Here is a 21587-nt window from a genome sequence, read left to right as displayed (position 1 = left end):
GGAATGAGCAATCCGGAACTGGATGTCGTTGAGTTTCTGCTGACGGCCACTATTTACAGCGAGCGGCGGGACCTTGAGCCGGACGACCTGCCGGCCTCGTACCGGTCCGTCTTCTGGAGCGACGGCGAGATCGAACGGCCGCTGTCGGTCACCAACTCAACCGCGAGCGAGGCCACCGGTGTCGAGCGGCCCTGGGCGGCCATCTCCGGCTTGATGTTCACCGACCGCGACGATTTCTCGGGGAGTATTTCCATGACGGACCGCGACCTCGCCGAGGAGTGGTTCCTCGAACGGGTCGACGCCCCGGACCTCGAAGACAACCCGGTCCTGGCGAAAGCCTTCGAGGACCAGGTCGAGGGCGCTGACTACGAGCGGGCCCGCCAACAGAACCGACCGTCGCGCGCCGACCGCGCGTTCATCGACGCTAAACTCGAGGAGGCGTTCGACACCGACGACGAGGACGACGAGGAGATGCTCGACCTGGTCGATGTGCGCGCCCCCGAAGAGGTGGAAATGACGCTTGCCGACCTGGTGTTGACCACTGACCAGGAAGACGAGATCCAGAAGATCGTCAAGGCCATCGAACACCGCGACTACCTTGCCCGGATCGGCCTGCGCGAGATCGGGAAACTCCTCTTTGTCGGCCCGCCGGGGACCGGCAAGACCAGCGTCGCCCGCGCGCTGGCGCATGACCTTGACCTCCCCTTTGTCGAAGTGAAGCTCTCGATGATCACCAGCCAGTACCTCGGCGAGACGGCCAAGAACGTCGAGAAGGTGTTCGAGGTCGCAAAGCGGCTCTCGCCGTGTATCCTCTTCATGGATGAGTTCGACTTCGTCGCCAAGACCCGCTCTTCCGACGAACACGCCGCGATCAAGCGCGCCGTCAACACCCTCCTCAAGAGCATCGACGAGATTTCACTTATTCAGGACGAGGTGTTGCTCATCGGCGCAACGAACCACCCTGACCAGCTCGACGCCGCCGCCTGGCGGCGCTTCGACGAAATCGTCAACTTCCCTAAGCCGGATAGCGGCATGCGCGCGGACATCCTCCGTATCGTCACCCAGCAGATGGAGATCGACGACTTCGACCCGGAGACACTGGCCGACCTCACCGAGGGGCTGACCGGCAGCGACCTCCGGCTCGTGCTCCGTGAGGCCGTGCTCAATGCTCTGACCGAGGAGCGGACGACGCTCACACAACAGGACCTCGAAGACGCCATCATCGACTTCGAGGAGCGGGACAACCTCAAGAACATGGATATGATGGACGGCGACGCCGACGCGCTGGTCGCCGGGAGCGGCGGCTTCTCCGGCGACGGCGGCAGCGACCACGACCACGATCACGACCACTGAGCGATTGCTTACCCGCTCAGGCACCCGTTCTGGCTATCGGTATGAGCGATTTACTTATCAATGCAGGAACCATTCGGTAGCCATGGCTGACGACAGCGTATTCACCGAGACAGACGACCCCGCCGAGTCGTGGGTTGACGTTCGCATGACTGACCCGCAGGAAGGCGAGTGGGACGTAGACGTGGTTATCGCCGAGAAGCAAGTCGAGTACGTCGACCTGCGCATCCGCCCGGAGTTACTTGAGGGATTCTTCGAGTGTCTGTTCGACGACCTCGCCGACGAACGCGCCCAGTCCCTGCTGGTGGCGACGATGGAGCGACAGGGCATCGACCCGGCGAACCTGTTCGATAGCCAGTAACGAAAGCGAGGGGCTTAGGCGGGTCGCACTCTGAAGGACCGGTAATGGAGGTCACGCTGCTTGGGACCGGCGACACGACGGGGACGCCGACTGTCCAGTGCGACTGTGACACGTGCGAACGGGCGCGCGACCCTGACGAGGAACTCCGGGCCAGTGTTCGCGAGCGCGGCATCGACCCTACCGGCGGGGTCGAACGGTCGCGCTTCTCCGTCGCCGTAGAGAACGATGCAACCGGCGAGTCGTTGCTGGTCGACCTGAGTCCGGACTTCCGTCACCAGTTCCTCCGCGAGTCGGTCCCGCTGCCGGACGCGGCTATCATTACCCACATTCACTTCGACCACCTCGACGGCCTCGGCAATGCCTACCGTTTGTTCGACGAACTGCCGGTCCACGCCGCCGACGAGACGGACCCGGTGACTGACGAGAGCGTCGCTGAGGCCGTCCGGAGCCGCTATGACTACCTTGACACGGTATCGGTCCACGCACAGACGCCGCTCGAGCCGTTCACCGTCGCCGGCTTCGAGGTGACGCTCGTCCCGGTCACGCACCCGCCGCTTCTGTGTTACGGCCTGCGCATCGAGGAACCACAGACCGGTGCAGTGCTGTCGATTTCTGGGGACACCTGTTATGACGTGCCCGACCGCTCGAAATCCGTACTGACCGGGGCCGACCTCGCGCTCGTCGAGGGCATCGTTCACCCGGGGGCCTGCGAATACCACCCGAAAGGCGGCACGCACCACGACGAAAACGGCGTGCCGCGGACCTTTGGCACGAAACACATGACCCTGCCCGGCGCGCGGGACTTCGCTGCCGACATCGAGGCCGACGACTACCGTATCGTCCACACCGCGCACTACGTCCCCGCGGACAGGGCCTTCGCCGACGACATCGGACTCGACGGCGAGCAGTTCACGCTCTGACCCGGATTCGGCTGGGTGAAACGGACCGTAGATTATAGGCCATGGCAGCTAATGCCGTTGTATGGACAGGCGCGGCATCGCGGAGGTCGGTGGGCTGTCGCTGGCTGGCGGCGTCCTCGCAATCGCCGTCCAGCAGGGTATCGTGGGCAGTATCGACTGGGTGCTGGTCGTGGGACTGGTCACCTGTGTCGGTATCGCGGCCGCGGCGAACTATCAGGCCAGAACGAAACACGCGGCCAAAGTCGCTACCGAAGCACCGGCGGTGACCGAAGACAACTACGAACAGCACGGCCGCCCGACAGCCGGCGACGGCGGTTCCCCTCCTGATGACACCCCCTCGACGGACGACACCCGGTAGCGGTGACAACTTCTCGTGGCTATCCGAACCGATCTAGTCCCGACTGGCGACGCCTGCGCCCGTCGGGGTCTGCCCGCCACGGCGTCCGCTCGGCTCGGAGTGAGTCGCCGTCGACGGCCGGCGGCTCGGCTGCCTCGTGCCCACCGCAGTCCGGGCCGCAGTCGTCGCTTTCGCGGACAGCGCGGTCCTTCCACTGGCAGTACGGAATTCCGTCACTGTCGGGTGAACAGCGCTCACATGCTGGGTAGTCGAAACTCCGCCATCCCTTGCCGTACGCTCGCTCGGCCAGTTGCCGACGCGCGCGGGCCTTCTCCGAAGCGCCGACCATCTGCACGTCCGTCTGGACCGGCCGCTCCGCAAGGAGTTCGACGCCGGCGTCGTCTGTCGACAGTGGTGTCGCCTCTCGACGGACGTCTATCGTTCCGCTGTCGGCGTCGAACCGCCAGACGCCGACTTCCTCGGGAATCCGGTTGAGGTGCGCCCCGGTAACGTAGGACGCCGTCGCCAGTACGACGCGGTTGGCGAGCGCGAGCGACACGTCGGTCCGCAACTGTGATTCCAGATCGCCGGGGCGACTCAGGTCGGGCTTGTTCTCGATGGCGACGATTTCGCCGAACCAGTCGGGATATCGCGTCGTCTGTCGGACGTATGTCCGGCCACCCCGACGCTCCCGCTCGAAAAACCCTCGCTCGGCGGCCAGTTTGACGGCCCGCTCGGCGCGGTCGGGGTGACAGTCGAAGGCGTCCTTCCAGTACCGCGCCCGACCTGGGCCAACGTCGCTTTCAATGGCCGCCGTCGGCAGCCGTTCGGGAGTGATGGCCGCCCGCTCGTCGAGTTCAGGACCCGGCTCAACGACGACGGTGTCGAGGACGCGCCGGCCGTGGACAGCGCCGCCGAGCTGCCGGCTTACCAGACGGCCCTCGCGCTCAAGATGGGCACACAGCGCCAGTTCGAAGTCGAACTCCCGCACGACCGGAGGCAGGGCTGGGACGGGCAAAAGCCCCGCGCCCGGTTACCGGCTGGCGACGAAGAAACAGATCAGCGCCGCCAGCGCGAGGACCGGACTCTGTGAGAGTAGAGTCAGCAAGCCGAGGTAGACAGTCAGCACTCCCAGCAGGGAACGGCCGGTCAGGGGTGGATACGTCGGCCTGTACAGCTCGGGGTCGGCGTAGGGCGCAGGCTGGTACATTACAGTGAAACAATGGTCCCGAACGCCGATAAGTATAGTCTGAATGATATTTCTGCGGGAGACACGCATCGGGGATCTCCTGAAAACGATTTCAGTCAGCGGAAAAACAGCGTACCCCCACAGGACCAACAGGTCGGCTCAGTGCCCGCAGTCCTGTCGCTCGAACTCGACCGGCTGGAGGTTGCCGTCCAGATAGGCGGTCAGTTTCGCTTCGGCCAGCGGAATCTGGACCGCGAGCCGCCACGGGTCGGTGGCTTCGACACTGGTGTACTGGTCGTCGACACACCAGGGCAGCGTCCAGTAAGGCCGACTCGACAGGTCGACGCCGTGGTCGTCGTAGAACGCTGCAACGCGGGAGTTATCGAGTAGTGTCAGCCCGACAGGCGAACAGAGTTCGTGGCGACACCGCTCGCAGACGAACTCGGCGCGGACCGACACGTCGAGACAGCAGTCGCCGTCGCGGGATATCTCCGTCCCCATCCGACCGGCGCAGTCCGGGCAGACGCCGTCGGCGGCCAGACAGTGGAGGTGTCGCACCCGCTCGGCGAAGGCCGTCGCGACTTCCGCCGGTGTCCGGTCGACCAGACCGCCCGGCGGGAACGGGTACTCGCCGTGGGCCTTCCCGCAGTCCTCGCAGTCGATGGCGAACTGCTCGTCGGCGTACTCGGCCAGCAGACCGCCGCCACACCGCGTACAGGCCCCGGTCACCGGGAACGGGTCGATGTCGGGTGTCCGCGTGAACGTTCCTGCCCGCACCGCGCGGATGACCTGCGCCCCGGCGTACCGGAGGTCGTACCCGTCGGCTCCCTGGCTGACGAACTGGCCGGTGAGTTCCTGCAAGTGATAGTTGAACTGCCCGCTGTCGGCTAGCTCGACGGCGTCGAACAGCTCCGAGAAGCGAACTGGTCGGTCATCTGCGCGCCACAGCGCCTCCAGAATGTCCAGACGCGTCTCGCTTGCGATGACCGAGAACGCCGTCGCCGGGTCAATGTCGGCATCCGTTTCGGGGGACTCATCGACTCGCATCGTACGTTGACCTGTTCCTGCATAAACAAAAGCGTTCACAGAAACACAGTTACGTAATATCGGTGACAGAAGATGTCCACGATACACGATCGCTTCAGCGTTTCAGTCCCGCTCACTGAGCAGGGTTCGACCGGTTCGTCACGGGCGACAGCATGGGCTGATTGCTGCCCCCGACAGTATCGCAATGGCGATAGCCGGCGTAGCACCCGACTCGCACAGTCCGCTGCTCGCTCAGTGACGGGGTCGCGTCGCTATATCGGGACCAATACCGAGCAATCCGGTGACGTTGCCGCGGTCAGCAGGGACCAAATCGGCGATTGAACCGGGGTCGGCGGGGCGCAAACAGTAGGTTTATCAGTTGCACGCGGCGAAACTCCACCAAGATTACTCTCGAAATGACATCGAACAAACAACCGGAGGTGAACATCGGACTCGTCGGGCACGTCGACCACGGAAAGACGACGCTCGTACAGGCATTGTCCGGCGAATGGACCGACCAGCACTCCGAGGAGATGAAGCGCGGTATCTCTATCCGACTCGGCTACGCCGACGCGACGTTCCGTCGCTGCCCGGAGGCCGAGGAGCCGGAGGCCTTTACCGTCGACGAGCACTGCGACGACCACGACGTCGACACCGACCACCTCCGGACGGTGTCGTTCGTGGACGCGCCCGGGCACGAGACGCTGATGGCCACCATGCTGTCCGGCGCGGCCATCATGGACGGGGCCGTCCTCGTCATCTCGGCGACCGAGCCCGTCCCGCAGGCCCAGACTGAGGAGCACCTGAGCGCGCTCGATATCATCGGCATCGACAACATCGTCATTGCCCAGAACAAGGTTGACCTTGTCGACGAGGAGCGGGCGATGCAGAACTACGAGCAGATTCAGGAGTTCGTTGAGGGCACCGTCGCCGAAGGCGCACCGGTTGTCCCCATCAGCGCGGGCCAGGAGGCCAACATCGACCTGCTTATCGAGGCTGTCCAGTCTGAGATTCCGACGCCGGAACGGGACCCGGACGAGGACGCCCGCATGATGGTCGCACGCTCGTTCGACATCAACCGTCCCGGTACGACCTGGGACGACCTGATGGGCGGTGTGCTTGGCGGGTCGCTCGTTGGCGGCCAACTGGACGCCGACGACGAGATCGAACTCCGTCCCGGCCGCGAGGTCGAGGAAGGCGGCAAGACGGAGTGGCAGCCCGTGACGACGACGGTCCGCTCGCTCCAGTCCGGCGGCGACTTCGTGGACACGGTCACGCCGGGTGGCCTGCTCGGCGTTGGGACCGGGCTCGACCCCGCAATCACCAAAGGCGACGCGCTCGCCGGACAGGTCGCCGGGCCGCCCGGGAGCCTCCCGCCGGTCCACGAGACGTTCACGATGGACGTGGACCTGCTGGAACGCATCGTCGGTGACGATGGCGGTGAGGTCGACGAAATCTCGACCGGCGAACCGCTCATGCTGACTATCGGCACCGCCACCACGGTCGGGTCGGTCACGAGCGCGCGCGACGACGAATGTGAAGTCGCGCTCAAGCGCCCGGTCTGTGCGGCGCCGGGCTCGAAGATCGCGATCAACCGCCGTGTCGGCGCTCGGTGGCGGCTCATCGGTGTCGGCACGCTGCGGTGATGATCGTGCTGGACACGAACGCGCTGATGATGCCGGTCGAATGTAACGTACGCCTGTTCGAGGAACTCGATAGGGTGCTGCCGGACGCGACGGACTACGTTGCGCCCGCTGCCGTCCGCGACGAACTGGCGAAACTGGCCGATGGGGCCGGCGCGGAAGCGACGGCCGCCTCTGTCGGGCAGGACCTGCTCGACCGGTGTGCGATTCGGGAGACGACGGCGGACTACGCGGACGACGCCGTCCTCGAACTGGCACAGACAGACGATGCGACACACGCGGTCACGAACGACAAGCCCCTCAAACGACGCCTGCTGGACGCGGGCGTTCCAGTAATTAGTTTAAGGGGCCGGAACAAACTGGGTATCACTCAACCATAACACATGTATAAACGGGTACGCCTACGCGATACGGTCGAAGTCCCGCCACGCTTTCTGGCGGAGGTCAGTCCGGGGCTGGTCAAACGGCTCCTGCAAGAGAAGCTCGAAGGACGAATGGACGAAGACGTCGGCAGTGTCGTCTCCGTCATCGAGGTCCACGACATCGGCACCGGTGCCGTGCTGCCGAACAAGCCCGGCGTCTACTACGAGGCCGAGTTCGACGCCCTCACGTTCGACCCACAGATGCAGGAAGTGGTCGACGGCGAGGTCGTCGAGGTCGTCAACTTCGGGGCCTTCATCGGCATCGGGCCGGTCGACGGTCTGCTCCACGTCTCCCAGATCTCCGACGAGTATCTGGCCTACGACGAGGAGAACCAGCAACTCGCCTCCCGCGAGTCTAACCGGACGCTCACCGTCGGCGACGCCGTCCGGGCGCGTATCGTCACCAAGAGTATCGACGAGCGCAACCCGCGCGACTCCAAGATCGGCCTGACGGCGAAACAGGTCGGCCTGGGCAAGCACGGCTGGCTCCAGGAGGAGCGCGAGCGCCGTGAAGGCACGGCGGAAGCCGGTGATAGCTGATGGCGGACCGACTCGTCTGTCGCGACTGTCACCGCGTCCAGAGCGCGGAGATCGAAAGCCAGTGTGAGGCCTGCGGCGGCACCGCACTGACCGAGGACTGGGCCGGCTACGTCGTCATCGCGCACCCGGAGCGGTCCGACATCGCTGAGGAGATGGAAGTGACCGAGCCGGGCAAGTACGCGCTGAAAGTCCGCTAACGTGTCCGACGTCGTTCTCGAACTCCCGAGTGACTTGCGGCACGAGCTGAAAGAGCCGCTCGGACGGATTTATACTGATACAGCGGCGCTGCTGGCCGACGCCGGTGACCCCATCATCGCCGTCGGCGACATGGTCACGTACCACCTCATCGAGGCCGGGCGGACGCCCGACCTCGCGCTAGTCGACGAACGGACCAAGCGCTCGGCCGTCGACGCGGACGTGGCAGCGGCAATCGACGGCTTCGACCGGACGCTCTCAGTCGACAACCCGGCTGCGACACTCACCGCAGACCTGCTTGCTGCACTCAGAGACGGTCTCGACAGCGACGAGACGACACTTCTGGATGTCGACGGCGAGGAGGACCTCGCTACGCTCCCTGCAGTGCTTGCCGCGCCTGCTGGTGCCAGTGTCGTGTACGGCCAACCGGACGAGGGAATGGTACTGGCCGACTGCGACGACACAGCCCGGGACCGGGTCCGGTCGCTGCTGGAGCGGATGGACGGCGACGCCGAGCGAGCGATTGCACTCGTGTCGAACTAACTAGCAAAAGCGCGGACTGATTTTATTCCGGCCGAGGGACGCTGAGGTTCTGCATTTCTGTCTCACAGCGGCCACAGGAGACCGTCGAGCGCTCGCTACAGAGACGCTTCCCGCAGTCCGGGCATTCAAACAGCTGTTCGTCGTCGTCGCATGGGGCGGGGTCTGACCACGTTGGCATACTTGTGACTCATTAGCATTTGTCACGGGATAAACTTTGCTCATACCCAAACAAAAGACAACACCTGTCCAGAGAAAGTGAACGTATGGTCACTCAAGAACGTGGACGTGCCTGACCAGCGAGCGGTGAACGCGTCGCTTGAAGTAGTCAGTGACGGCCCAGCCCGCGCCGGTCGTGGCCTCGCGCCAGTCGCGGTCGGCGACCAGCACGCACCGCCCTGCGACGCGGGCGGCTTCGCCGAGCGCACCGGACACGAGCGGGGCCAGGTCACCTTCAATACGGGACTGACGACCGTAGGGGGCGTCGAAGACGACGGCATCGACGGTGTCGTCGGCCACTGGCAGTGCGGACGCATCGGAGCGGAACACCCCCCACTCGCCCGGGTCCGGGTACGACGCTCGCTCAGGGTGGCCGTCGCCGTCGAGTGCGTAGGCCAGGTTCTTGCGTGTCCCCGAGACCATCTTTTCCTGTGCGTCGCCGCCGACCACGTCGGCCCCGACCAGCCCCGCCTCTAGCAGGAGGCCGCCGGTGCCACACATCGGGTCCAGTATCGTGGCCCCCGGGCCGGCTCCGGCGATGTTGACAAGCGCGCGGGCTTCGAGCGGGTCCATGCTGCCGGGCTGGAAGAACGGACGGTCCGTCGGCTGACGCCCCCCGAAGTCCCGCACGCTCTCGGCGGCGAGCCAGCCCAGCGCACAGCAGGCCTCGCCGGTCCCGCCCTCCTCGTCGCCGTCGGGGTCCGAGAGATAGGCATAGAGGACGTGGTCTGGGTCGTCGAGGTCGACGGCGAAGCCGCGGTCGGTGAGCACGCCGCCCAGCGTCCGCTCGGCCTGTTGGGTGTCGATGCCAGTGCTTGCTCGCACGTCGACCGCGCGCACGGCGACGCTCCCTTCGCGGTCGATGGTCGCAGCCGATAGCAGCGCGGCGGCGCTTTCGATGTCCGGGTCCGAGGTTCCGATCAGGTCACAGGTCCGGTGGGTAAACGCGAGGTGGCGAACGCGGTCGCTGATACCCCGTGCCGTCGCCAGTCCGGGGGCGAGCACGTCGACGGCGCTCGCGGCGCTTGCGGCTTCCCGCCGCGCGAACGCGTCGTCCTGCCCGCCAAGTTCGAGGACGTACACGCCCGAGCGGTGTGGGCGAGCGGCTATGAGCGTGCCGGTCGCGCCCGGGAACAAAACGCACAAGCGAGCGGCCGCCGAACCCCGAGTATGCTCCAGTCCGGGTTCTCCAGCCTGACCGGCGGTGGTATCCTCGCGGTCCTCGTGACCGTCCTCGTCACCTGGCTCTTTTACGCTCTGACCCTCCACCTGGCTGCGACGTTCTTTATCGGCGACGTGCCGAGCCAACTCGCCGCTAAGGCTGCTCTTGCGCCGGCAATCGTCTCGCTCATCCTCCAGCGCTGGGGCGTCGAGTCCGGCGTCGTCTCGGCGGACCTCGGCGTCGCGGTCGTCCTGTTTCTCACTCTCGTCGCCGACGGGATCGCCATCAGCCTCTCTTATCGGCTCTCGACTCGCTCGACGGCCCCGCTTGTGGCGTTGCATCTGGCGTTTGCGGCGGTGCTCGGGTTCGCGCTGAACAACATCTTCATGTTCTTCTGACCCTCCGAGCCGGGACTGTGGTGGGAGTTTCTGTCGAATGCGGGTGTGGAGCGCGGCTTGCATACCGCGCCGAAGGCGCGGTTTCACTCCGAGCGCGGCCGCCGGCCGCGACTCGGAGGTCGTTTGTAGCGTAGATTTTTGCGAACCCGCTCCCCACAGCGCGCTCTGCGAGCGCGCGAGGAGAGGGGGTGACGTAAAAAAGTACTATTCAACCAGCCGTTCTATCTCTGTTACGAGGATGTCGCTCGCGCCCACGTCCTTGAGGGAGCTAATCGTCTCGAAGACGGCGCGCTCCTCCACAACGGCGTGGACCGCCAATTGGTCGGAGCCGGCGATATCCATCACGGTCGGACCGCCCATGCCCGGAAGCACGTCTTCCACGTCGTCGAGGGCGTCCTCGGGGACGTTCATCATCAGATAGCGTTTGTCATCGGCGGCAAGGACAGAGCCAAGCGCAGTGTCGACCTGCTGGACCTTCTCGTTGTCAGCGGTGTCCTCGCGAGCGAAGAGGCGGACGGAGCTTTCGAGCACCTCGCCGACGACGGCCAACCGGTTCATCCGGAGCGTGGTCCCGGTCGAGGTGATATCGACGATACCGTCGGCGATGTCGACGTGTGGAGTCAGTTCCGTCGCGCCGGACACTTCGGTCACGTCCACGTTGACGTCGACCCGGTCGAAGTACCGACGGGTGATCTTTGGAAACTCCGTGGCGATGCGGCCGCTCTCGAAGTCGTAGACTGTCTCGATGTCGCTCTCCTCCGGTGCGGCGAGGACGAGGCGACAGCGGCCGAACTCCAGGTCGCGCAGTTCGACGAGGTCGTCGGTGTCGGACTCCCGTACCTGGTCGAGGCCGGTGATACCCACGTCGGCAGCGCCGTCCGCGACGTACTCGGGGATGTCGGCGGCACGGGCGTACAGGACGGTCACGTCCGGGTCGACGGTATCAGCGTGCAGTTGCCGGTCGGCCCCGTTGACCAGATGGAGGCCGGCCCGTTCGAGCAGTTCCTCGCTTGGTTCGTGCAGGCGGCCCTTGTTGGGGACGGCGATTCGCATACGTCTACTGGCAGGCCGCGGGGCAACTGTCTTTCCCCTCAGGTTGGCTGGGGGCTGTGGCCGGAGCTGTCACAGGCGGTCCCGCCGTGGAAGCACAACGAAGGTACCCGCAGCCAGCAGCGTCAGGCCAGCGAGACCGTAGAACGCGAGGGCAAACAGGTTCTGGTCGGCGAGCAGCCCGACAGCCGTCGAGCCCAGCGAACTGATCGCGAAGAAGCCGGTCCGGAGCAGGCCCCAGCCGGTCCCTTCGGCGGCGTCAGGCAGCGTGTCGACGATGTAGGCGTTTGCCAGCGGGCCGACGCTCATCCGAACCCCAATGACACCGGAGACGATGGCCAGCGGCACGACGCCGTGGACGGACGGAATGAGCACGAGTGGAACGGTACTGACGAGCGCGACAGCGGTCAGGACGCTGGGCGTTCCGTATCGGTCGGCGAGCCGGCCGGTGATTGTCTGTGAGAGCGCGCCACCGACGAACAGCACTGAGAGGAGCGCCCCGGCGGTCCCCTGTGAGAGGCCCCGGACCGTGACCAGATACGTGGTGAGAAACGCCGTCACGGCCTGAAAGGCGAACAGCATCAGTGTCTTGCCCGAAACCGACAGCACGAGCCGGCGGTTGCGAAAGCCGGTGAGAACCGTTCGGAGGTCCCGCCGGAGGCTCCGTTCGGACTCGCCGGTCGGACGGTCCGACACCGAGAGCCAGAGCGCGCCGGCGACAAGCATGAACAGCGGGGCGGCGCTGGCAAGTGCCAGCCGCCACCCGTACCGTGTGGTGACGAACGCGGCAATGGCGGGTAGTGCCGCCGCTCCGAGAGAGCCGGCCGCCATCACGACACCGAAGGCGGTCCCCTCGCGGGCATCGAACGTCCGCGAGAGGGCGGTCCCGCGGGTCGGGCCGTACAGCCCCGTCCCGAGCCCGAACGCGCCCGTTGCGATAAGGAACAGCGAGAACACCGGCGCGAAGAAGTAGCCCAGCAGCCCGACGCCCGACAGCAACGCCGCGGCTACCAGTAGTGTCCGCTCCCCGATCCGGTCGATCAGCACCCCGGCCGGAAACTGCACCGCCGCGTATGTGAGCCAGAGCACCGTGACCGCGAGTCCGGCCTCTGCGTTCGAGATGACGAATTCCTTGCGTATCGTCGGGAGGACCGCAGGAACCACAAACCGCATCCCGAGGACGAGAAACCAGCCGGCAGCAACGGCAAGCAGCATTCGGGCTGGGCTTCCGTGCCGCATGGCGTTGACCCGCTGTCGGAGTTGCTCTGCCGCCGCCATTCTCTTGCCCACCCGAACGCACCGGAGCCGAAAGACCCCTGCGGAACAGGCACTGCTGTCACTGCGACACCTGCCCATAGATGTGGCAACACGCCACACGACGGCGGCGTGGACCCGGCGAACTAAGGTCCGCGGTTGTGAAGCCACCGCCATGAGCGAACTTCTCGTCACCGGCGGACAGGTCCTCCGACCTGACCTGACCGTCGAGCGTGCGGACGTACTGGTTTCACAGGACAGCGGCGACATCGTGGCTGTCGACGACCCGGGCACACTGGACGGCGACGATGAACTCGACGCCAGCGACGGGCTGGTCATCCCCGGTCTGGTCAACGCGCACACCCACGTCGCGATGACACTGCTTCGCGGCCTCGCTGACGACAAGCCCCTCGACGCCTGGCTGCAGGAGGACGTCTGGCCCGTCGAAGCGGAACTGACCGCCGACGACATCCGCGCCGGGGCGGAACTCGGGCTGGTCGAGATGATACGGTCGGGGACGACGGCGCTGTCGGATATGTACTTCGAGGTCGAGGAGATCGCGGACGCAGTCGACCAGGCTGGGATGCGAGCAGTGCTTGGCTTTACTGCAGTCACCGTCGGCAAGGATGACGAGGCCGCGCGGTCTGACCTCGAAGAGAGCCTCGACGTGGCTCGGAAACTCGACGGTGCGGCTGATGGACGGGTTCGGACGACGTTCCAGCCGCACTCGCTCACGACCGTCGGCGAGGAGTACCTGCGCGAGTTCGTCCCACAGGCGCTTGAGGACGACCTTTCGATCCACCTGCACGCCAACGAGACGCGCGATGAGGTGACGCCTATCGTCGACGAACACGGACAGCGCCCGCTCGCCTACGCCGACGATATCGGCCTGCTCGACGGCGACACGTACGTGGCCCACGGCGTCCACGTCGACGACAGTGAAATCGACCTGCTGGCCGAGACGGGTACCGGCGTTGCTCACTGCCCGGCCTCGAACATGAAACTCGCCAGCGGGATGGCCCCGGTACAGGACCTGCTGGACGCTGGCGTTACCGTGGGTATCGGCACCGACGGCGCGGCCTCGAACAACGACCTCGACATGTTCGACGAGATGCGCGACGCGGCGATGATCGGCAAACTCGCGGCCGACGACGCCAGCGCGGTCGATGCTGGCACTGTCGTCGAAATGGCGACCGCAAACGGTGCGGCCCTGCTGGGCTTCGACAGCGGCCGCATCGAGACCGGCGCGAACGCGGACCTGGCCGTCATCGACCTCGACGCCCCACACCTGACGCCGGCCCACGACCTCGTCTCGCACCTTGCCTATGCCGTCCACGGGAGCGACGTGCGCCACACGGTCTGTGACGGCGAGGTGCTCATGCGCGACCGCACTGTCGAGGTGTTCGACGAGCAGGCCGTCCGCGAACGAGCCAGCGAGCACGCGGCTTCGCTGGTCGAACGAGCCGATGACTGAACCGGTGGAATAAACGCTGAGAGCTGGCTTTAAACTGTATAACTATTCCTCAGTCGGTGTTGTCGACTCTGCAAACGGCCTGAACGGGTTGAACGAGAGGGGGTGTTTATCGCTCTCTCGGCGAACTAATTGGCTACGATGCGCACCAAACTCTTCGCACTGTACGCCGCTGTCGGACTGACATTGCTGGCCGTCGGTCCGGGACTGGCGGCCGCTGCGGACTCAGCCGGTAACACCGACGCAGGGAACACCCTCGCTGTCGGTGTCTCACAGGCTGACGACGGCAGCGCGACGGTATCGGTCACACAGAACGAGACGGGCGTCGAAAACGCCTCAGTTGCCGTGGAGACGGCTGAAAACACCTCCTACGCCGGGACCGGAAACTACACGACCGACAGCAACGGGACGGTTGGACTGCCCGCCCCCGAGCAGAACGTGACGGTCGACGTGACGGCGACGGCCGACAATCACACTGCGACGACGACGGCGGACCTGACTGTCGCGCCGAACGCCACCAACGTGACCGAGTTCGACACCTTCGGACTCGAAGTGTCAGCCTACGTGAATGACCTGTTGAGCGACGAGAACCGGACCGGTGGTATCGGCCCGGCCGTGGCCAGTTTCGTGACGGCGAACAACCCCGGCAACGCGCCGGACCACGCTGGCCCGCCCGCACACGTCACTGGTGAGAACGAGTCCGACGACAACGAGACCCACCCCAGCGAACGACAGGGTCCGCCGGCCGACATCTTCGGTGACGACGAGAACGAGACTGAAAACGAGACAGACGACCGCCGCGGCCCGCCCGAGGACGCCGGACCGCCCGAAGACCGCGGTCCGGGCAGCGATGACGCGGAGAATGAAACGGACGACGAAAACGAGACGGACGACGACCGTCGTGGTCCGCCCGAAGACGCTGGGCCACCCGAGGACCGCGATGACGACGACGTGGAGAACGAGACTGAAGACGACGAGAACGAAACCGAGGAACCGGAAGACGAGACGGAAGAGCAAGACGAGGACGACGATGCTGACGACGACACCGATAGCGACGACGATGACGACGGCGACCGCGGCCGACCGGACGACGCCGGCCCGCCGGACGAACGCGGTAACTGAACGGCTTCGGTAGCGTTTTAGGAACTCTCTTCCTCTGTTGTGACATGACGACGCCTATCTCCGAGCGACTTGACGACCTCGACGAGGCTCGCGATTCCGGCCGCCGAAAGATGGACTGGGCCATCCAGCACATGCCCATCTGTGGCGCGCTTCGCGAGCAGTTCGAGGCCGACCAGCCCTTTGCCGGCGAACGCATCGGCATGGCGATGCACGTCGAAGCCAAGACCGCTGTTCTCGCGGAAATCCTCGCGGTCGGTGGCGCGGAAGTCGCCATCACCGGCTGTAACCCGCTCTCGACGCACGACGACGTGAGTGCCGCACTCGACGCCGTCGACGGCATCACTTCCTACGCCGAGCGCGGCGTCGACGACGAGGAGTACTACGAGGCTATCGAGGCTGTCATCGGCCACAAGCCGACCATCACCGTCGACGACGGAATGGACCTCGTCGCGGCCATCCACGAGGACTATCCGGAACTCATCGACACTATCATCGGTGGGGCAGAGGAGACGACGACCGGCGTCCACCGACTGCGCGCGATGGACGATGACGGCGAACTCGACTATCCTGTGTTCGCTGTCAACGACACGCCGATGAAGCGCCTGTTCGACAACGTCCACGGCACCGGCGAATCCTCGCTGGCCTCGATTGCGATGACGACGAATCTCTCGTGGGCCGGCAAGACCGTCGTCGTCTCCGGGTACGGTGACTGCGGCAAGGGTGTTGCGAAGAAAGCCAGCGGCCAGAACGCCGACGTGATTGTCACCGAGGTCGAACCCCGCCGCGCGCTCGAAGCCCACATGGAAGGCTACGAGGTCAAGCCGATGGCCGAGGCGGCCGCTGAAGGTGACGTGTTCATCACCACCACTGGCAACCGCGATGTAATCGTCGAGGAGCACTTCGAGGCGATGCAGGACGGCGTCTTGCTCGCCAACGCCGGTCACTTCGACGTGGAAGTCGACCTCGATGCGCTGTCCGACCTCGCTGTCGACACCTACGAGGCCCGCGACGGGGTCCAGACCTATGAGATGGCCGACGGCCGCCGCCTGAACGTGCTTGCCGAGGGCCGACTGGTCAATCTTGCGACGCCTATCGCACTGGGCCACCCTGTCGAAGTGATGGACCAGAGCTTCGGCGTGCAGGCCGTCTGTGTCCGCGAACTGGTCGAAAACGGCGACGACTACGAGGCCGGTGTCCACGCTGTCCCGGACCGACTCGACAAGGAGGTCGCGGAAATCAAACTTGACGCCGAGGGTGTCGACTTCGATTCCCTGACCGATACGCAGGCCGAGTACATGGATTCCTGGCAGCACGGGACATAGCGAGATTCTGAGCGGTGCGAAGAATTTCGCACCGGAACGGGGAGCGAAGCGACCCGTGGCGGACATAGAGTGGTTCGAGCGGAGCGAGAACCACTAACACGCCGAACGACGAAGCCGTGAGACGTATGGTGACCCCGAGCGTAGCGAAAGGTCGCCAAACTGCGAGCGGCGACCGACGGAATTAACACGCGATAACCGATCGGGTGTCCTTCTTGCGTTGTGGCTAAAATATCTGGTTTTCGTCACCACGATGATTAGTGTCGGCGTTGATGTCTCGGTATGGCTGTCCACGAAACCGCTCAGATTGAGAATGCAACACTGGGCACCGTCGAGATTCGAGAATACGTCACAATCCACGACGCCGACATAGACGACGGCGTCCAGATTTACGAGGGGGCCTCGATCAAGAAGGCGACCATCCACGGCCCGACTGATATCAACGCAAACGTCTACGTTGAGAACGCAACGCTCGGCGAGTCCGTTCAGATCGGGCCCAACGCCTCTATCGTCGGCGTAACCCACGACCTCACCGACGCGGGCATGGAGTTCCAGAACGACACGTTCGACGAAATCGTCCTCGAGAACGGGGCTTTCGTCGGCGCTGGCGCGGTGGTCCTCCCGGGTGTCACGGTCGGCGAAAACGCCGTCATCGGGGCTGGGACCACTGTAACTGAAGATGTCCCGCCCGAGACAGTGGTCCGGAGTGCCACGGAAACGGTACAGCGATCCCTCTGAGGTCGGCACAAAACACCGGCCTCCACTTCCCGGCAAACGGGTTGCCCACCGCGACCGATTGGCTGGGCGGGGATACTCGCTCCATACAGCCGCAAAACCGCCCGCTTCGCTGGTGCCGCCGATGCGTCGACTGGTCCTACTGGGTTACGTCGACAAAGACCGTCGACTGAATCCACGCAGACGGGTTCTCGGGGTCGCCGATATGGGCGACTGTATCCACGCCAACGTCGTACTCTTCGAATGTCGCTCGGATGCCCTCTTGTGAATTAGTGTCGTGCTCGTGCGTCATCAGTGTGCTCCGCGTCTCGTTTGGCAGTTACCTCGTCGGCAATGACTGCACCGGTCCAGTTCCCAGACTGAACCGAGTGCCGTCGCCGACCCGCGTGTCCTTACCACACTTGCACACTGGAGAGTGGCGGGCATCCGTCTATCTACTAGCTGTATTCACCTGCGTCCAGCGTTGGGCTATATGTATAGCCCCCGGTCTGGTCGCTCTCGCTGTCGGGAATTCGACACCGACCGTCTCGGTGACGGCAATTTTATTCGCTCCCATCCGAAAGGTGGTGGCAATGGAACCGCTCCACGCACGCTACCCCTTTCTAGCGCGGTCGCGGGAGGCCGTCGAAGCCGCGGCGGTGGATTTGGGCGAGATTGTCGCCACGGACGAGACGGTCACGGCGCGCGCGCTGGAGCGGGTCGAATCGGCAATCACAGACGGGACTGTTGGGGAGCCACATCGACGGACTCGCGTCGAACTGCTGTCGTACCCGGTCGCCCGTGTGCTGGTGTCGCTCGTCGACGTCCACATCTGCACCCGGAAGTACGCACAGGCTGAGGCTGAGGCGGCCTACGACCGGTTCACAGAGGAGTTTGCGACGACGACAGAGCTGAAATCGACCCAGCGCGAGACACTGGACCGAACAGAACTGCTCGGGGAGTTCGACCTTGCAAGCGCTGTCAGCGACGCTGGCGACGGGTACCGCGTCGAGGTTGGCGCGTATCTCGACCTGGCGGCCGACCAGCGGGGCGATTCCTGGCGGCTGGTCAATCGGCCACTGACTGACGGCGAGGTCAGGGTCACCGCCGAGGAACTGAACGTTCTGTTAAAACAGGCGATTCGCCATCGGGTCACTGACGGCCTGCCGTTCACCGTCCCGGACGCGATCGCTGACGAACTGACGGCGGAGGTCGAGCAGTTAGAGGAAGTGCTCTCGGAACTGGAACTCACCCGCGAGATCGACACTGTCGTTCCGGAACTGTTCCCGCCCTGCATGAAGTCCCTCCTCGATCAGGTGCAGAAGGGCGAACACCTCGAACACCACTCCCGGTTTGCTATTGCGACCTTCCTCGTCGGCATCGGAATGACGACGGACGAAATTGTCGACCTGTTCCAGGTCAACCCCGGTTTCGGCGAGGAAGCGACCCGCTATCAGGTCGACCACATCCGCGGGGATACCAGCCCGACGGAATACTCGACGCCGGCGTGTTCGACCATGCAGTCCTACGGCGACTGTGTCAACATGGACGACCTCTGTGAGGCGATTTCTCACCCGATGGGCTACTACGAACAGAAGTTAGACGACACCGACGAGGAGGAACTGGTTGACTGGCGCGAGGACGAGGGCGAGGAAGAAGCTGACGCCTAGAACTGCTGGCGTTCGAGCCAGAGGCCAGCAGCGGTCATAAACACGACGAACAGCCCAATTGCGCCGATGAGTGCATAGCCGCCCGTTGGCTCTACGGTTGACCCACTCAGATACATCTGTGAGGCGGTAACAGTTGCGCCGACGAACAGCACGACGGCGACCGCCGAGATGACGATTTGCAGGACCGTCTCCCGCTCGGTATCCATGCTCTGCGATTTCACAGGGCCGGCAAAAAGGGTATCGAAGCGCCGGAGCCCGCTGGCCGAGCCATTTAGGCCTGTGTAGCACCTACGTTTCAACTGGACACATTGGAAAATACAGCCGTGTCCGCACCTATGACGCTCATCGAGCCAGCAGCCGACCGGCAGAGTACCGCACTTGCACCGGACCTCCGCTCCCTCCCGGACCGGGCCGCCCGCGCCTGGACCGAGCGCATGGCCGTTCGCCCACGAGCGGACAGCACGTATGCCGTGACGACGGAAAGCGACAGCACATACCTCGTCGACATCGCACAGCACGCCTGTTCCTGCCCGGACAACCGCATCCGCGGCGAGCACTGCAAACACCTCCGGCGCGTTGCCATCGAAATCACCGCACGGCGGGTCGCACCGCCCGGCAAGCAACGGGCGGTCTGTGACGCCTGTGGCACCGTTACCTTCGTCGCCGCGGACGCGGGAACGCCACACCTCTGTGGCAACTGCCGACTGGAAACCGGCGATATCGTGCGGGACCGCGAGACGGACGACAGCCTCGTCGTTACGGCCGTCACCGACACGCCAGCCGACGACTGGACCATCGAGGCGACGGATGAGACAGTTGCAGACTACGACACCAACGACGGCTATCCGCCTGACGACCTCGTTGTGCTAGCGACGTATCTCTCCGACGCCGTCAGCGCGACTGAGCCACGAGAATACGCCTTTCCCCTGTCGCGACTTCGCCGCGTCGAGGACGCCGAACTCGTCGGCAGTAAGACCCAGTAATCGAACGTCTGCGAACCGCTACTCCAGCATTGTCGCGGCTTCCTCTTTGTCGAGATCGCCGCGCTCGAAGGCCGACAGCACGTCCAGCACGCTCTGGTCGGGGCCGTCGTCGCCCACCTCGTCAAGCGTGACCTTCTCGGAGTTGCCCACGAACTCATCGAAGTCAGTCCCGTCGGAGAGGGCTTTCTCCTTCTTGACCCGATAGTTGCCGCCGTCGGTCGTGTGGAGGTCCGCCGGGTGGAAGAAGTACCAGTCCTCGCGGTCGAACCGGACGCCGATACGCGGCTTCGCGCCGAAGTTCCGGGCGAAAAACAGCAGCGCCTCGACCTCCTCACCAGTGAGATAGATGGGGTCGCCGGCGCTGGATTTCGCCTCGATAGCGTAGAACGTCTCGCCGTCTCCCGAGAGCACGTCCGGCAGTTCCCGCTCGGTCGCGCTGCCGCTGGCTGGCGCGCGCATTACCGCAAAGCCCGCCTCGTCGAGTGCGTTGACCAGTTCGCGCTCGCGGCGGTCGCCCTTCGCGTTCGAGTTTGCCATTATCAGGTCGTGGAGCGTCGGGGGTAAAACCGTTCAGATACAGCCAGACCGTTCATTCCGTTTAGCGAGGCGTACACTGATTTGATCTATCGCGGGGCATATACGCACCAGTACCATCCCAGATTATGGAATGAATACGTACGTAACAGCACGGACAGTATCGACGGCGACCAACCACACAGGGTGGAGCCAATGAGGCGACGACGATTTATGGCGACAGGCGCTGGCGTCAGCGTCGGTCTCCTCGCAGGCTGTTCCGGGTCGAGCGACTCAGGCAGCGCCGACGGGACCAGCGGTGACGGCACCAGCGACGGCGGCTCAACCGACGAGGACACGATGACGAACGACGGTGGAACCGTCGGGACGTTCCGGTTGCTAATCAGCGACCAGCCAGCGGCTATCGGTGACTTCGATTCGCTCGACGTATCCTTCTCCAGAGCCCGCATCTTCCACGCGAAGGGCGACGAGGAGGCGGACGAAGGCGACGACGCGACCGAGACCGAATCCACAGAAACGGCCACAGCAGAAGCAACCGGGACAGAGACGGCTGAAGCGACCGAGGCAGAGACGGCCGAAGCGACTGAGACAGCGGATGATGACGACGCAGAGGATGAAACCGAAGCCGAAGGCGAGGACGAGGAAGCCGACGGAGGCGACAGCGGCTTCGAGGTTCGTGACCTCGACGGCGCAACCGTCGACCTTACCGAAGTCGTCGGGGACAAAGCCATCGGCGTCCTCGATGGTGAACTCGAAGCGGGCCGCTACAGCAAGATCGAACTGTACGCCGAATCCGTTGATGGGGTCGTCGACGGCGAGTCGGTCGATGTAAAGATTCCGAGCGAGAAGCTCCAGTTGACCAAGCCGTTCGAAGTTGTCGCTGGCGAATCGGTCGACTTCGTCTTCGACATCAACGTCGTCAAGAAGGGCAACGGCGGCTACAACCTCCTGCCGGTCATCTCGGAAAGTGGGGTTGCCGGGAAGGACGTTGCTGTAGAGGAAGTCGGCACCGACGGTGCGGAAGGCGAGGCTGACGGGACGGAGGCGGACGGCGACGATACCGACGACGAAGAGACCGAGGCCGAGACAACAGAAATCGAGGAAACTGACCGGGACTCGACGCCGGAGTCGGACCAGCGCGGCAACACAACGACGGCCGCCGAGTAGC

General features: G+C 64.6%; 27 protein-coding genes. 17 read left to right on the top strand and 10 right to left on the bottom strand.

Translation table 11 applies throughout. The features are described from left to right. Window positions 1-3 precede the first annotated feature (3 nt). From BDK61_RS01610 to BDK61_RS01595, 4 genes are all read left to right on the top strand, one after another. Entirely contained in the window at window positions 4-1353 is a 1350-nt protein-coding gene (locus BDK61_RS01610; protein WP_004960473.1) for an ATP-binding protein, read from the top strand. Between the two features lie 82 nt (window positions 1354-1435). Continuing rightward, window positions 1436-1711: a hypothetical protein gene (locus tag BDK61_RS01605; RefSeq protein ID WP_004960471.1), complete on the top strand. Its 276-nt coding sequence runs from the start codon at window positions 1436-1438 to the stop codon at window positions 1709-1711. A 44-nt stretch (window positions 1712-1755) separates the two neighbouring features. Then, window positions 1756-2631 carry an MBL fold metallo-hydrolase gene (locus BDK61_RS01600; RefSeq protein ID WP_121302119.1) on the top strand — a complete coding sequence of 292 codons (876 nt, stop codon included), beginning with the start codon at window positions 1756-1758 and terminating at the stop codon, window positions 2629-2631. A 61-nt stretch (window positions 2632-2692) separates the two neighbouring features. After that, the gene (locus BDK61_RS01595; RefSeq protein ID WP_004960466.1) at window positions 2693-2989 is read left to right on the top strand and encodes a hypothetical protein; all 297 of its coding nucleotides are present in this window, start codon (window positions 2693-2695) and stop codon (window positions 2987-2989) included. A 19-nt stretch (window positions 2990-3008) separates the two neighbouring features. Here the strand turns inward: BDK61_RS01595 and BDK61_RS01590 are convergent, their stop codons facing one another. The 3 genes from BDK61_RS01590 to BDK61_RS01575 form a co-directional block, all read right to left on the bottom strand. Beyond that, window positions 3009-3959 (bottom strand): DUF5787 family protein, encoded by a 951-nt coding sequence (locus BDK61_RS01590; RefSeq protein ID WP_121302118.1) that lies wholly within the window; start codon window positions 3957-3959, stop codon window positions 3009-3011. A 42-nt stretch (window positions 3960-4001) separates the two neighbouring features. Beyond that, a complete protein-coding gene (locus tag BDK61_RS01580; protein WP_004960459.1) occupies window positions 4002-4178 on the bottom strand; it encodes a hypothetical protein in 177 nt (58 codons plus the stop codon). A gap of 138 nt (window positions 4179-4316) precedes the next feature. After that, window positions 4317-5204, bottom strand: coding sequence for a DUF7351 domain-containing protein (locus tag BDK61_RS01575; protein ID WP_121302116.1), 888 nt, complete (start codon window positions 5202-5204; stop codon window positions 4317-4319). Between the two features lie 395 nt (window positions 5205-5599). Here BDK61_RS01575 and BDK61_RS01570 point away from each other — a divergent pair, with 395 nt between their 5' ends. From BDK61_RS01570 to BDK61_RS01550, 5 genes are read left to right on the top strand one after another with little or no spacing between them, the layout of a single operon-like run. Further along, entirely contained in the window at window positions 5600-6829 is a 1230-nt protein-coding gene (locus BDK61_RS01570) for a translation initiation factor IF-2 subunit gamma (RefSeq protein ID WP_121302115.1), read from the top strand. After that, window positions 6829-7206, top strand: coding sequence for a hypothetical protein (locus tag BDK61_RS01565; protein ID WP_004960452.1), 378 nt, complete (start codon window positions 6829-6831; stop codon window positions 7204-7206). Before BDK61_RS01570 ends, BDK61_RS01565 begins: the two co-directional genes overlap by 1 nt. A 3-nt stretch (window positions 7207-7209) precedes the next feature. After that, window positions 7210-7788: a DNA-directed RNA polymerase gene (locus BDK61_RS01560; protein ID WP_004516007.1), complete on the top strand. Its 579-nt coding sequence runs from the start codon at window positions 7210-7212 to the stop codon at window positions 7786-7788. After that, on the top strand, window positions 7788-7985 hold the full coding sequence (spt4, locus tag BDK61_RS01555) for a transcription elongation factor subunit Spt4 (RefSeq protein ID WP_004960449.1): 198 nt from the start codon (window positions 7788-7790) through the stop codon (window positions 7983-7985). The genes BDK61_RS01560 and spt4 overlap by 1 nt, the downstream gene beginning before the upstream one ends. A gap of 1 nt (window position 7986) precedes the next feature. Continuing rightward, window positions 7987-8526 (top strand): GTP-dependent dephospho-CoA kinase family protein, encoded by a 540-nt coding sequence (locus BDK61_RS01550; RefSeq protein WP_121302114.1) that lies wholly within the window; start codon window positions 7987-7989, stop codon window positions 8524-8526. 22 nt (window positions 8527-8548) lie between these two features. On the opposite strand, the gene BDK61_RS01545 is transcribed toward BDK61_RS01550, so the two are convergent. Both BDK61_RS01545 and BDK61_RS01540 read right to left on the bottom strand, forming a co-directional pair. Then, entirely contained in the window at window positions 8549-8704 is a 156-nt protein-coding gene (locus BDK61_RS01545) for a rubrerythrin-like domain-containing protein (protein WP_004960444.1), read from the bottom strand. A gap of 89 nt (window positions 8705-8793) precedes the next feature. Then, on the bottom strand, window positions 8794-9825 hold the full coding sequence (locus BDK61_RS01540) for a TIGR01177 family methyltransferase (RefSeq protein WP_121303880.1): 1032 nt from the start codon (window positions 9823-9825) through the stop codon (window positions 8794-8796). 87 nt (window positions 9826-9912) lie between these two features. Here BDK61_RS01540 and BDK61_RS01535 point away from each other — a divergent pair, with 87 nt between their 5' ends. Then, window positions 9913-10302: a DUF7473 family protein gene (locus BDK61_RS01535; RefSeq protein WP_121302113.1), complete on the top strand. Its 390-nt coding sequence runs from the start codon at window positions 9913-9915 to the stop codon at window positions 10300-10302. Between the two features lie 204 nt (window positions 10303-10506). Here the strand turns inward: BDK61_RS01535 and hisG are convergent, their stop codons facing one another. After that, a complete protein-coding gene (hisG, locus tag BDK61_RS01530; RefSeq protein ID WP_121302112.1) occupies window positions 10507-11355 on the bottom strand; it encodes an ATP phosphoribosyltransferase in 849 nt (282 codons plus the stop codon). A 69-nt stretch (window positions 11356-11424) separates the two neighbouring features. Further along, window positions 11425-12567, bottom strand: coding sequence for an MFS transporter (locus BDK61_RS01525; RefSeq protein WP_121303879.1), 1143 nt, complete (start codon window positions 12565-12567; stop codon window positions 11425-11427). 214 nt (window positions 12568-12781) lie between these two features. Between BDK61_RS01525 and BDK61_RS01520 the strand changes: the two genes are divergently transcribed. The 4 genes from BDK61_RS01520 to BDK61_RS01505 all read left to right on the top strand — a co-directional run bounded on the left by BDK61_RS01520 (window position 12782) and on the right by BDK61_RS01505 (window position 17256). Then, window positions 12782-14080 carry an amidohydrolase gene (locus tag BDK61_RS01520; protein ID WP_121302111.1) on the top strand — a complete coding sequence of 433 codons (1299 nt, stop codon included), beginning with the start codon at window positions 12782-12784 and terminating at the stop codon, window positions 14078-14080. 138 nt (window positions 14081-14218) lie between these two features. Beyond that, window positions 14219-15199: a hypothetical protein gene (locus tag BDK61_RS01515; RefSeq protein ID WP_121302110.1), complete on the top strand. Its 981-nt coding sequence runs from the start codon at window positions 14219-14221 to the stop codon at window positions 15197-15199. Window positions 15200-15243: 44 nt separating this feature from the next. Then, window positions 15244-16521, top strand: coding sequence for an adenosylhomocysteinase (locus BDK61_RS01510; protein WP_004960433.1), 1278 nt, complete (start codon window positions 15244-15246; stop codon window positions 16519-16521). Window positions 16522-16800: 279 nt separating this feature from the next. After that, the gene (locus BDK61_RS01505) at window positions 16801-17256 is read left to right on the top strand and encodes an acyltransferase (RefSeq protein ID WP_121302109.1); all 456 of its coding nucleotides are present in this window, start codon (window positions 16801-16803) and stop codon (window positions 17254-17256) included. Between the two features lie 136 nt (window positions 17257-17392). Here BDK61_RS01505 and BDK61_RS23210 read toward each other — a convergent pair whose 3' ends face one another. Further along, window positions 17393-17545, bottom strand: coding sequence for a hypothetical protein (locus BDK61_RS23210; protein WP_004960429.1), 153 nt, complete (start codon window positions 17543-17545; stop codon window positions 17393-17395). A gap of 280 nt (window positions 17546-17825) precedes the next feature. Between BDK61_RS23210 and priL the strand changes: the two genes are divergently transcribed. Next, a complete protein-coding gene (gene priL / locus BDK61_RS01500; RefSeq protein WP_011224464.1) occupies window positions 17826-18902 on the top strand; it encodes a DNA primase regulatory subunit PriL in 1077 nt (358 codons plus the stop codon). Here the strand turns inward: priL and BDK61_RS01495 are convergent. Further along, window positions 18899-19108, bottom strand: coding sequence for a DUF7472 family protein (locus BDK61_RS01495; RefSeq protein ID WP_004960423.1), 210 nt, complete (start codon window positions 19106-19108; stop codon window positions 18899-18901). The genes priL and BDK61_RS01495 overlap by 4 nt on opposite strands. Window positions 19109-19237: 129 nt before the next feature. On the opposite strand from BDK61_RS01495, the gene BDK61_RS01490 reads away from it, so the two are divergent. Continuing rightward, the gene (locus tag BDK61_RS01490) at window positions 19238-19885 is read left to right on the top strand and encodes an SWIM zinc finger family protein (RefSeq protein WP_121303878.1); all 648 of its coding nucleotides are present in this window, start codon (window positions 19238-19240) and stop codon (window positions 19883-19885) included. 18 nt (window positions 19886-19903) lie between these two features. On the opposite strand, the gene hjc is transcribed toward BDK61_RS01490, so the two are convergent. Further along, window positions 19904-20422 carry a Holliday junction resolvase Hjc gene (gene hjc, locus BDK61_RS01485; protein ID WP_004960418.1) on the bottom strand — a complete coding sequence of 173 codons (519 nt, stop codon included), beginning with the start codon at window positions 20420-20422 and terminating at the stop codon, window positions 19904-19906. A gap of 210 nt (window positions 20423-20632) precedes the next feature. On the opposite strand from hjc, the gene BDK61_RS01480 reads away from it, so the two are divergent. Then, a complete protein-coding gene (locus BDK61_RS01480; RefSeq protein WP_004960414.1) occupies window positions 20633-21586 on the top strand; it encodes a DUF4382 domain-containing protein in 954 nt (317 codons plus the stop codon). Window position 21587: the final 1 nt, after the last annotated feature.

This window comes from Haloarcula quadrata (genome assembly GCF_003634715.1).
Classification (GTDB): domain Archaea; phylum Halobacteriota; class Halobacteria; order Halobacteriales; family Haloarculaceae; genus Haloarcula; species Haloarcula marismortui.
This window is presented reverse-complemented; position numbering and strand designations above follow the sequence as displayed.

Bases quoted from the DNA above. Each gene is read 5' to 3' on its own strand.
- hisG (WP_121302112.1), bottom strand. From the start codon at position 11,355: ATGCGAATCGCCGTCCCCAACAAGGGCCGCCTGCACGAACCAAGCGAG.
- BDK61_RS01520 (WP_121302111.1), top strand. From the start codon at position 12,782: ATGAGCGAACTTCTCGTCACCGGCGGACAGGTCCTCCGACCTGACCTG.
- BDK61_RS01495 (WP_004960423.1), bottom strand. From the start codon at position 19,108: ATGGATACCGAGCGGGAGACGGTCCTGCAAATCGTCATCTCGGCGGTC.
- BDK61_RS01545 (WP_004960444.1), bottom strand. From the start codon at position 8,704: ATGCCAACGTGGTCAGACCCCGCCCCATGCGACGACGACGAACAGCTG.
- BDK61_RS01560 (WP_004516007.1), top strand. From the start codon at position 7,210: ATGTATAAACGGGTACGCCTACGCGATACGGTCGAAGTCCCGCCACGC.
- BDK61_RS01605 (WP_004960471.1), top strand. From the start codon at position 1,436: ATGGCTGACGACAGCGTATTCACCGAGACAGACGACCCCGCCGAGTCG.
- priL (WP_011224464.1), top strand. From the start codon at position 17,826: ATGGAACCGCTCCACGCACGCTACCCCTTTCTAGCGCGGTCGCGGGAG.
- BDK61_RS01580 (WP_004960459.1), bottom strand. From the start codon at position 4,178: ATGTACCAGCCTGCGCCCTACGCCGACCCCGAGCTGTACAGGCCGACG.
- BDK61_RS01535 (WP_121302113.1), top strand. From the start codon at position 9,913: ATGCTCCAGTCCGGGTTCTCCAGCCTGACCGGCGGTGGTATCCTCGCG.
- BDK61_RS01600 (WP_121302119.1), top strand. From the start codon at position 1,756: ATGGAGGTCACGCTGCTTGGGACCGGCGACACGACGGGGACGCCGACT.
- hjc (WP_004960418.1), bottom strand. From the start codon at position 20,422: ATGGCAAACTCGAACGCGAAGGGCGACCGCCGCGAGCGCGAACTGGTC.
- BDK61_RS01490 (WP_121303878.1), top strand. From the start codon at position 19,238: ATGACGCTCATCGAGCCAGCAGCCGACCGGCAGAGTACCGCACTTGCA.
- BDK61_RS01565 (WP_004960452.1), top strand. From the start codon at position 6,829: ATGATCGTGCTGGACACGAACGCGCTGATGATGCCGGTCGAATGTAAC.
- BDK61_RS01505 (WP_121302109.1), top strand. From the start codon at position 16,801: ATGGCTGTCCACGAAACCGCTCAGATTGAGAATGCAACACTGGGCACC.
- BDK61_RS01595 (WP_004960466.1), top strand. From the start codon at position 2,693: ATGGACAGGCGCGGCATCGCGGAGGTCGGTGGGCTGTCGCTGGCTGGC.
- BDK61_RS01575 (WP_121302116.1), bottom strand. From the start codon at position 5,204: ATGCGAGTCGATGAGTCCCCCGAAACGGATGCCGACATTGACCCGGCG.
- BDK61_RS01515 (WP_121302110.1), top strand. From the start codon at position 14,219: ATGCGCACCAAACTCTTCGCACTGTACGCCGCTGTCGGACTGACATTG.
- BDK61_RS01570 (WP_121302115.1), top strand. From the start codon at position 5,600: ATGACATCGAACAAACAACCGGAGGTGAACATCGGACTCGTCGGGCAC.
- BDK61_RS01510 (WP_004960433.1), top strand. From the start codon at position 15,244: ATGACGACGCCTATCTCCGAGCGACTTGACGACCTCGACGAGGCTCGC.
- BDK61_RS23210 (WP_004960429.1), bottom strand. From the start codon at position 17,545: ATGACGCACGAGCACGACACTAATTCACAAGAGGGCATCCGAGCGACA.
- BDK61_RS01610 (WP_004960473.1), top strand. From the start codon at position 4: ATGAGCAATCCGGAACTGGATGTCGTTGAGTTTCTGCTGACGGCCACT.
- spt4 (WP_004960449.1), top strand. From the start codon at position 7,788: ATGGCGGACCGACTCGTCTGTCGCGACTGTCACCGCGTCCAGAGCGCG.
- BDK61_RS01525 (WP_121303879.1), bottom strand. From the start codon at position 12,567: ATGCTGCTTGCCGTTGCTGCCGGCTGGTTTCTCGTCCTCGGGATGCGG.
- BDK61_RS01480 (WP_004960414.1), top strand. From the start codon at position 20,633: ATGGCGACAGGCGCTGGCGTCAGCGTCGGTCTCCTCGCAGGCTGTTCC.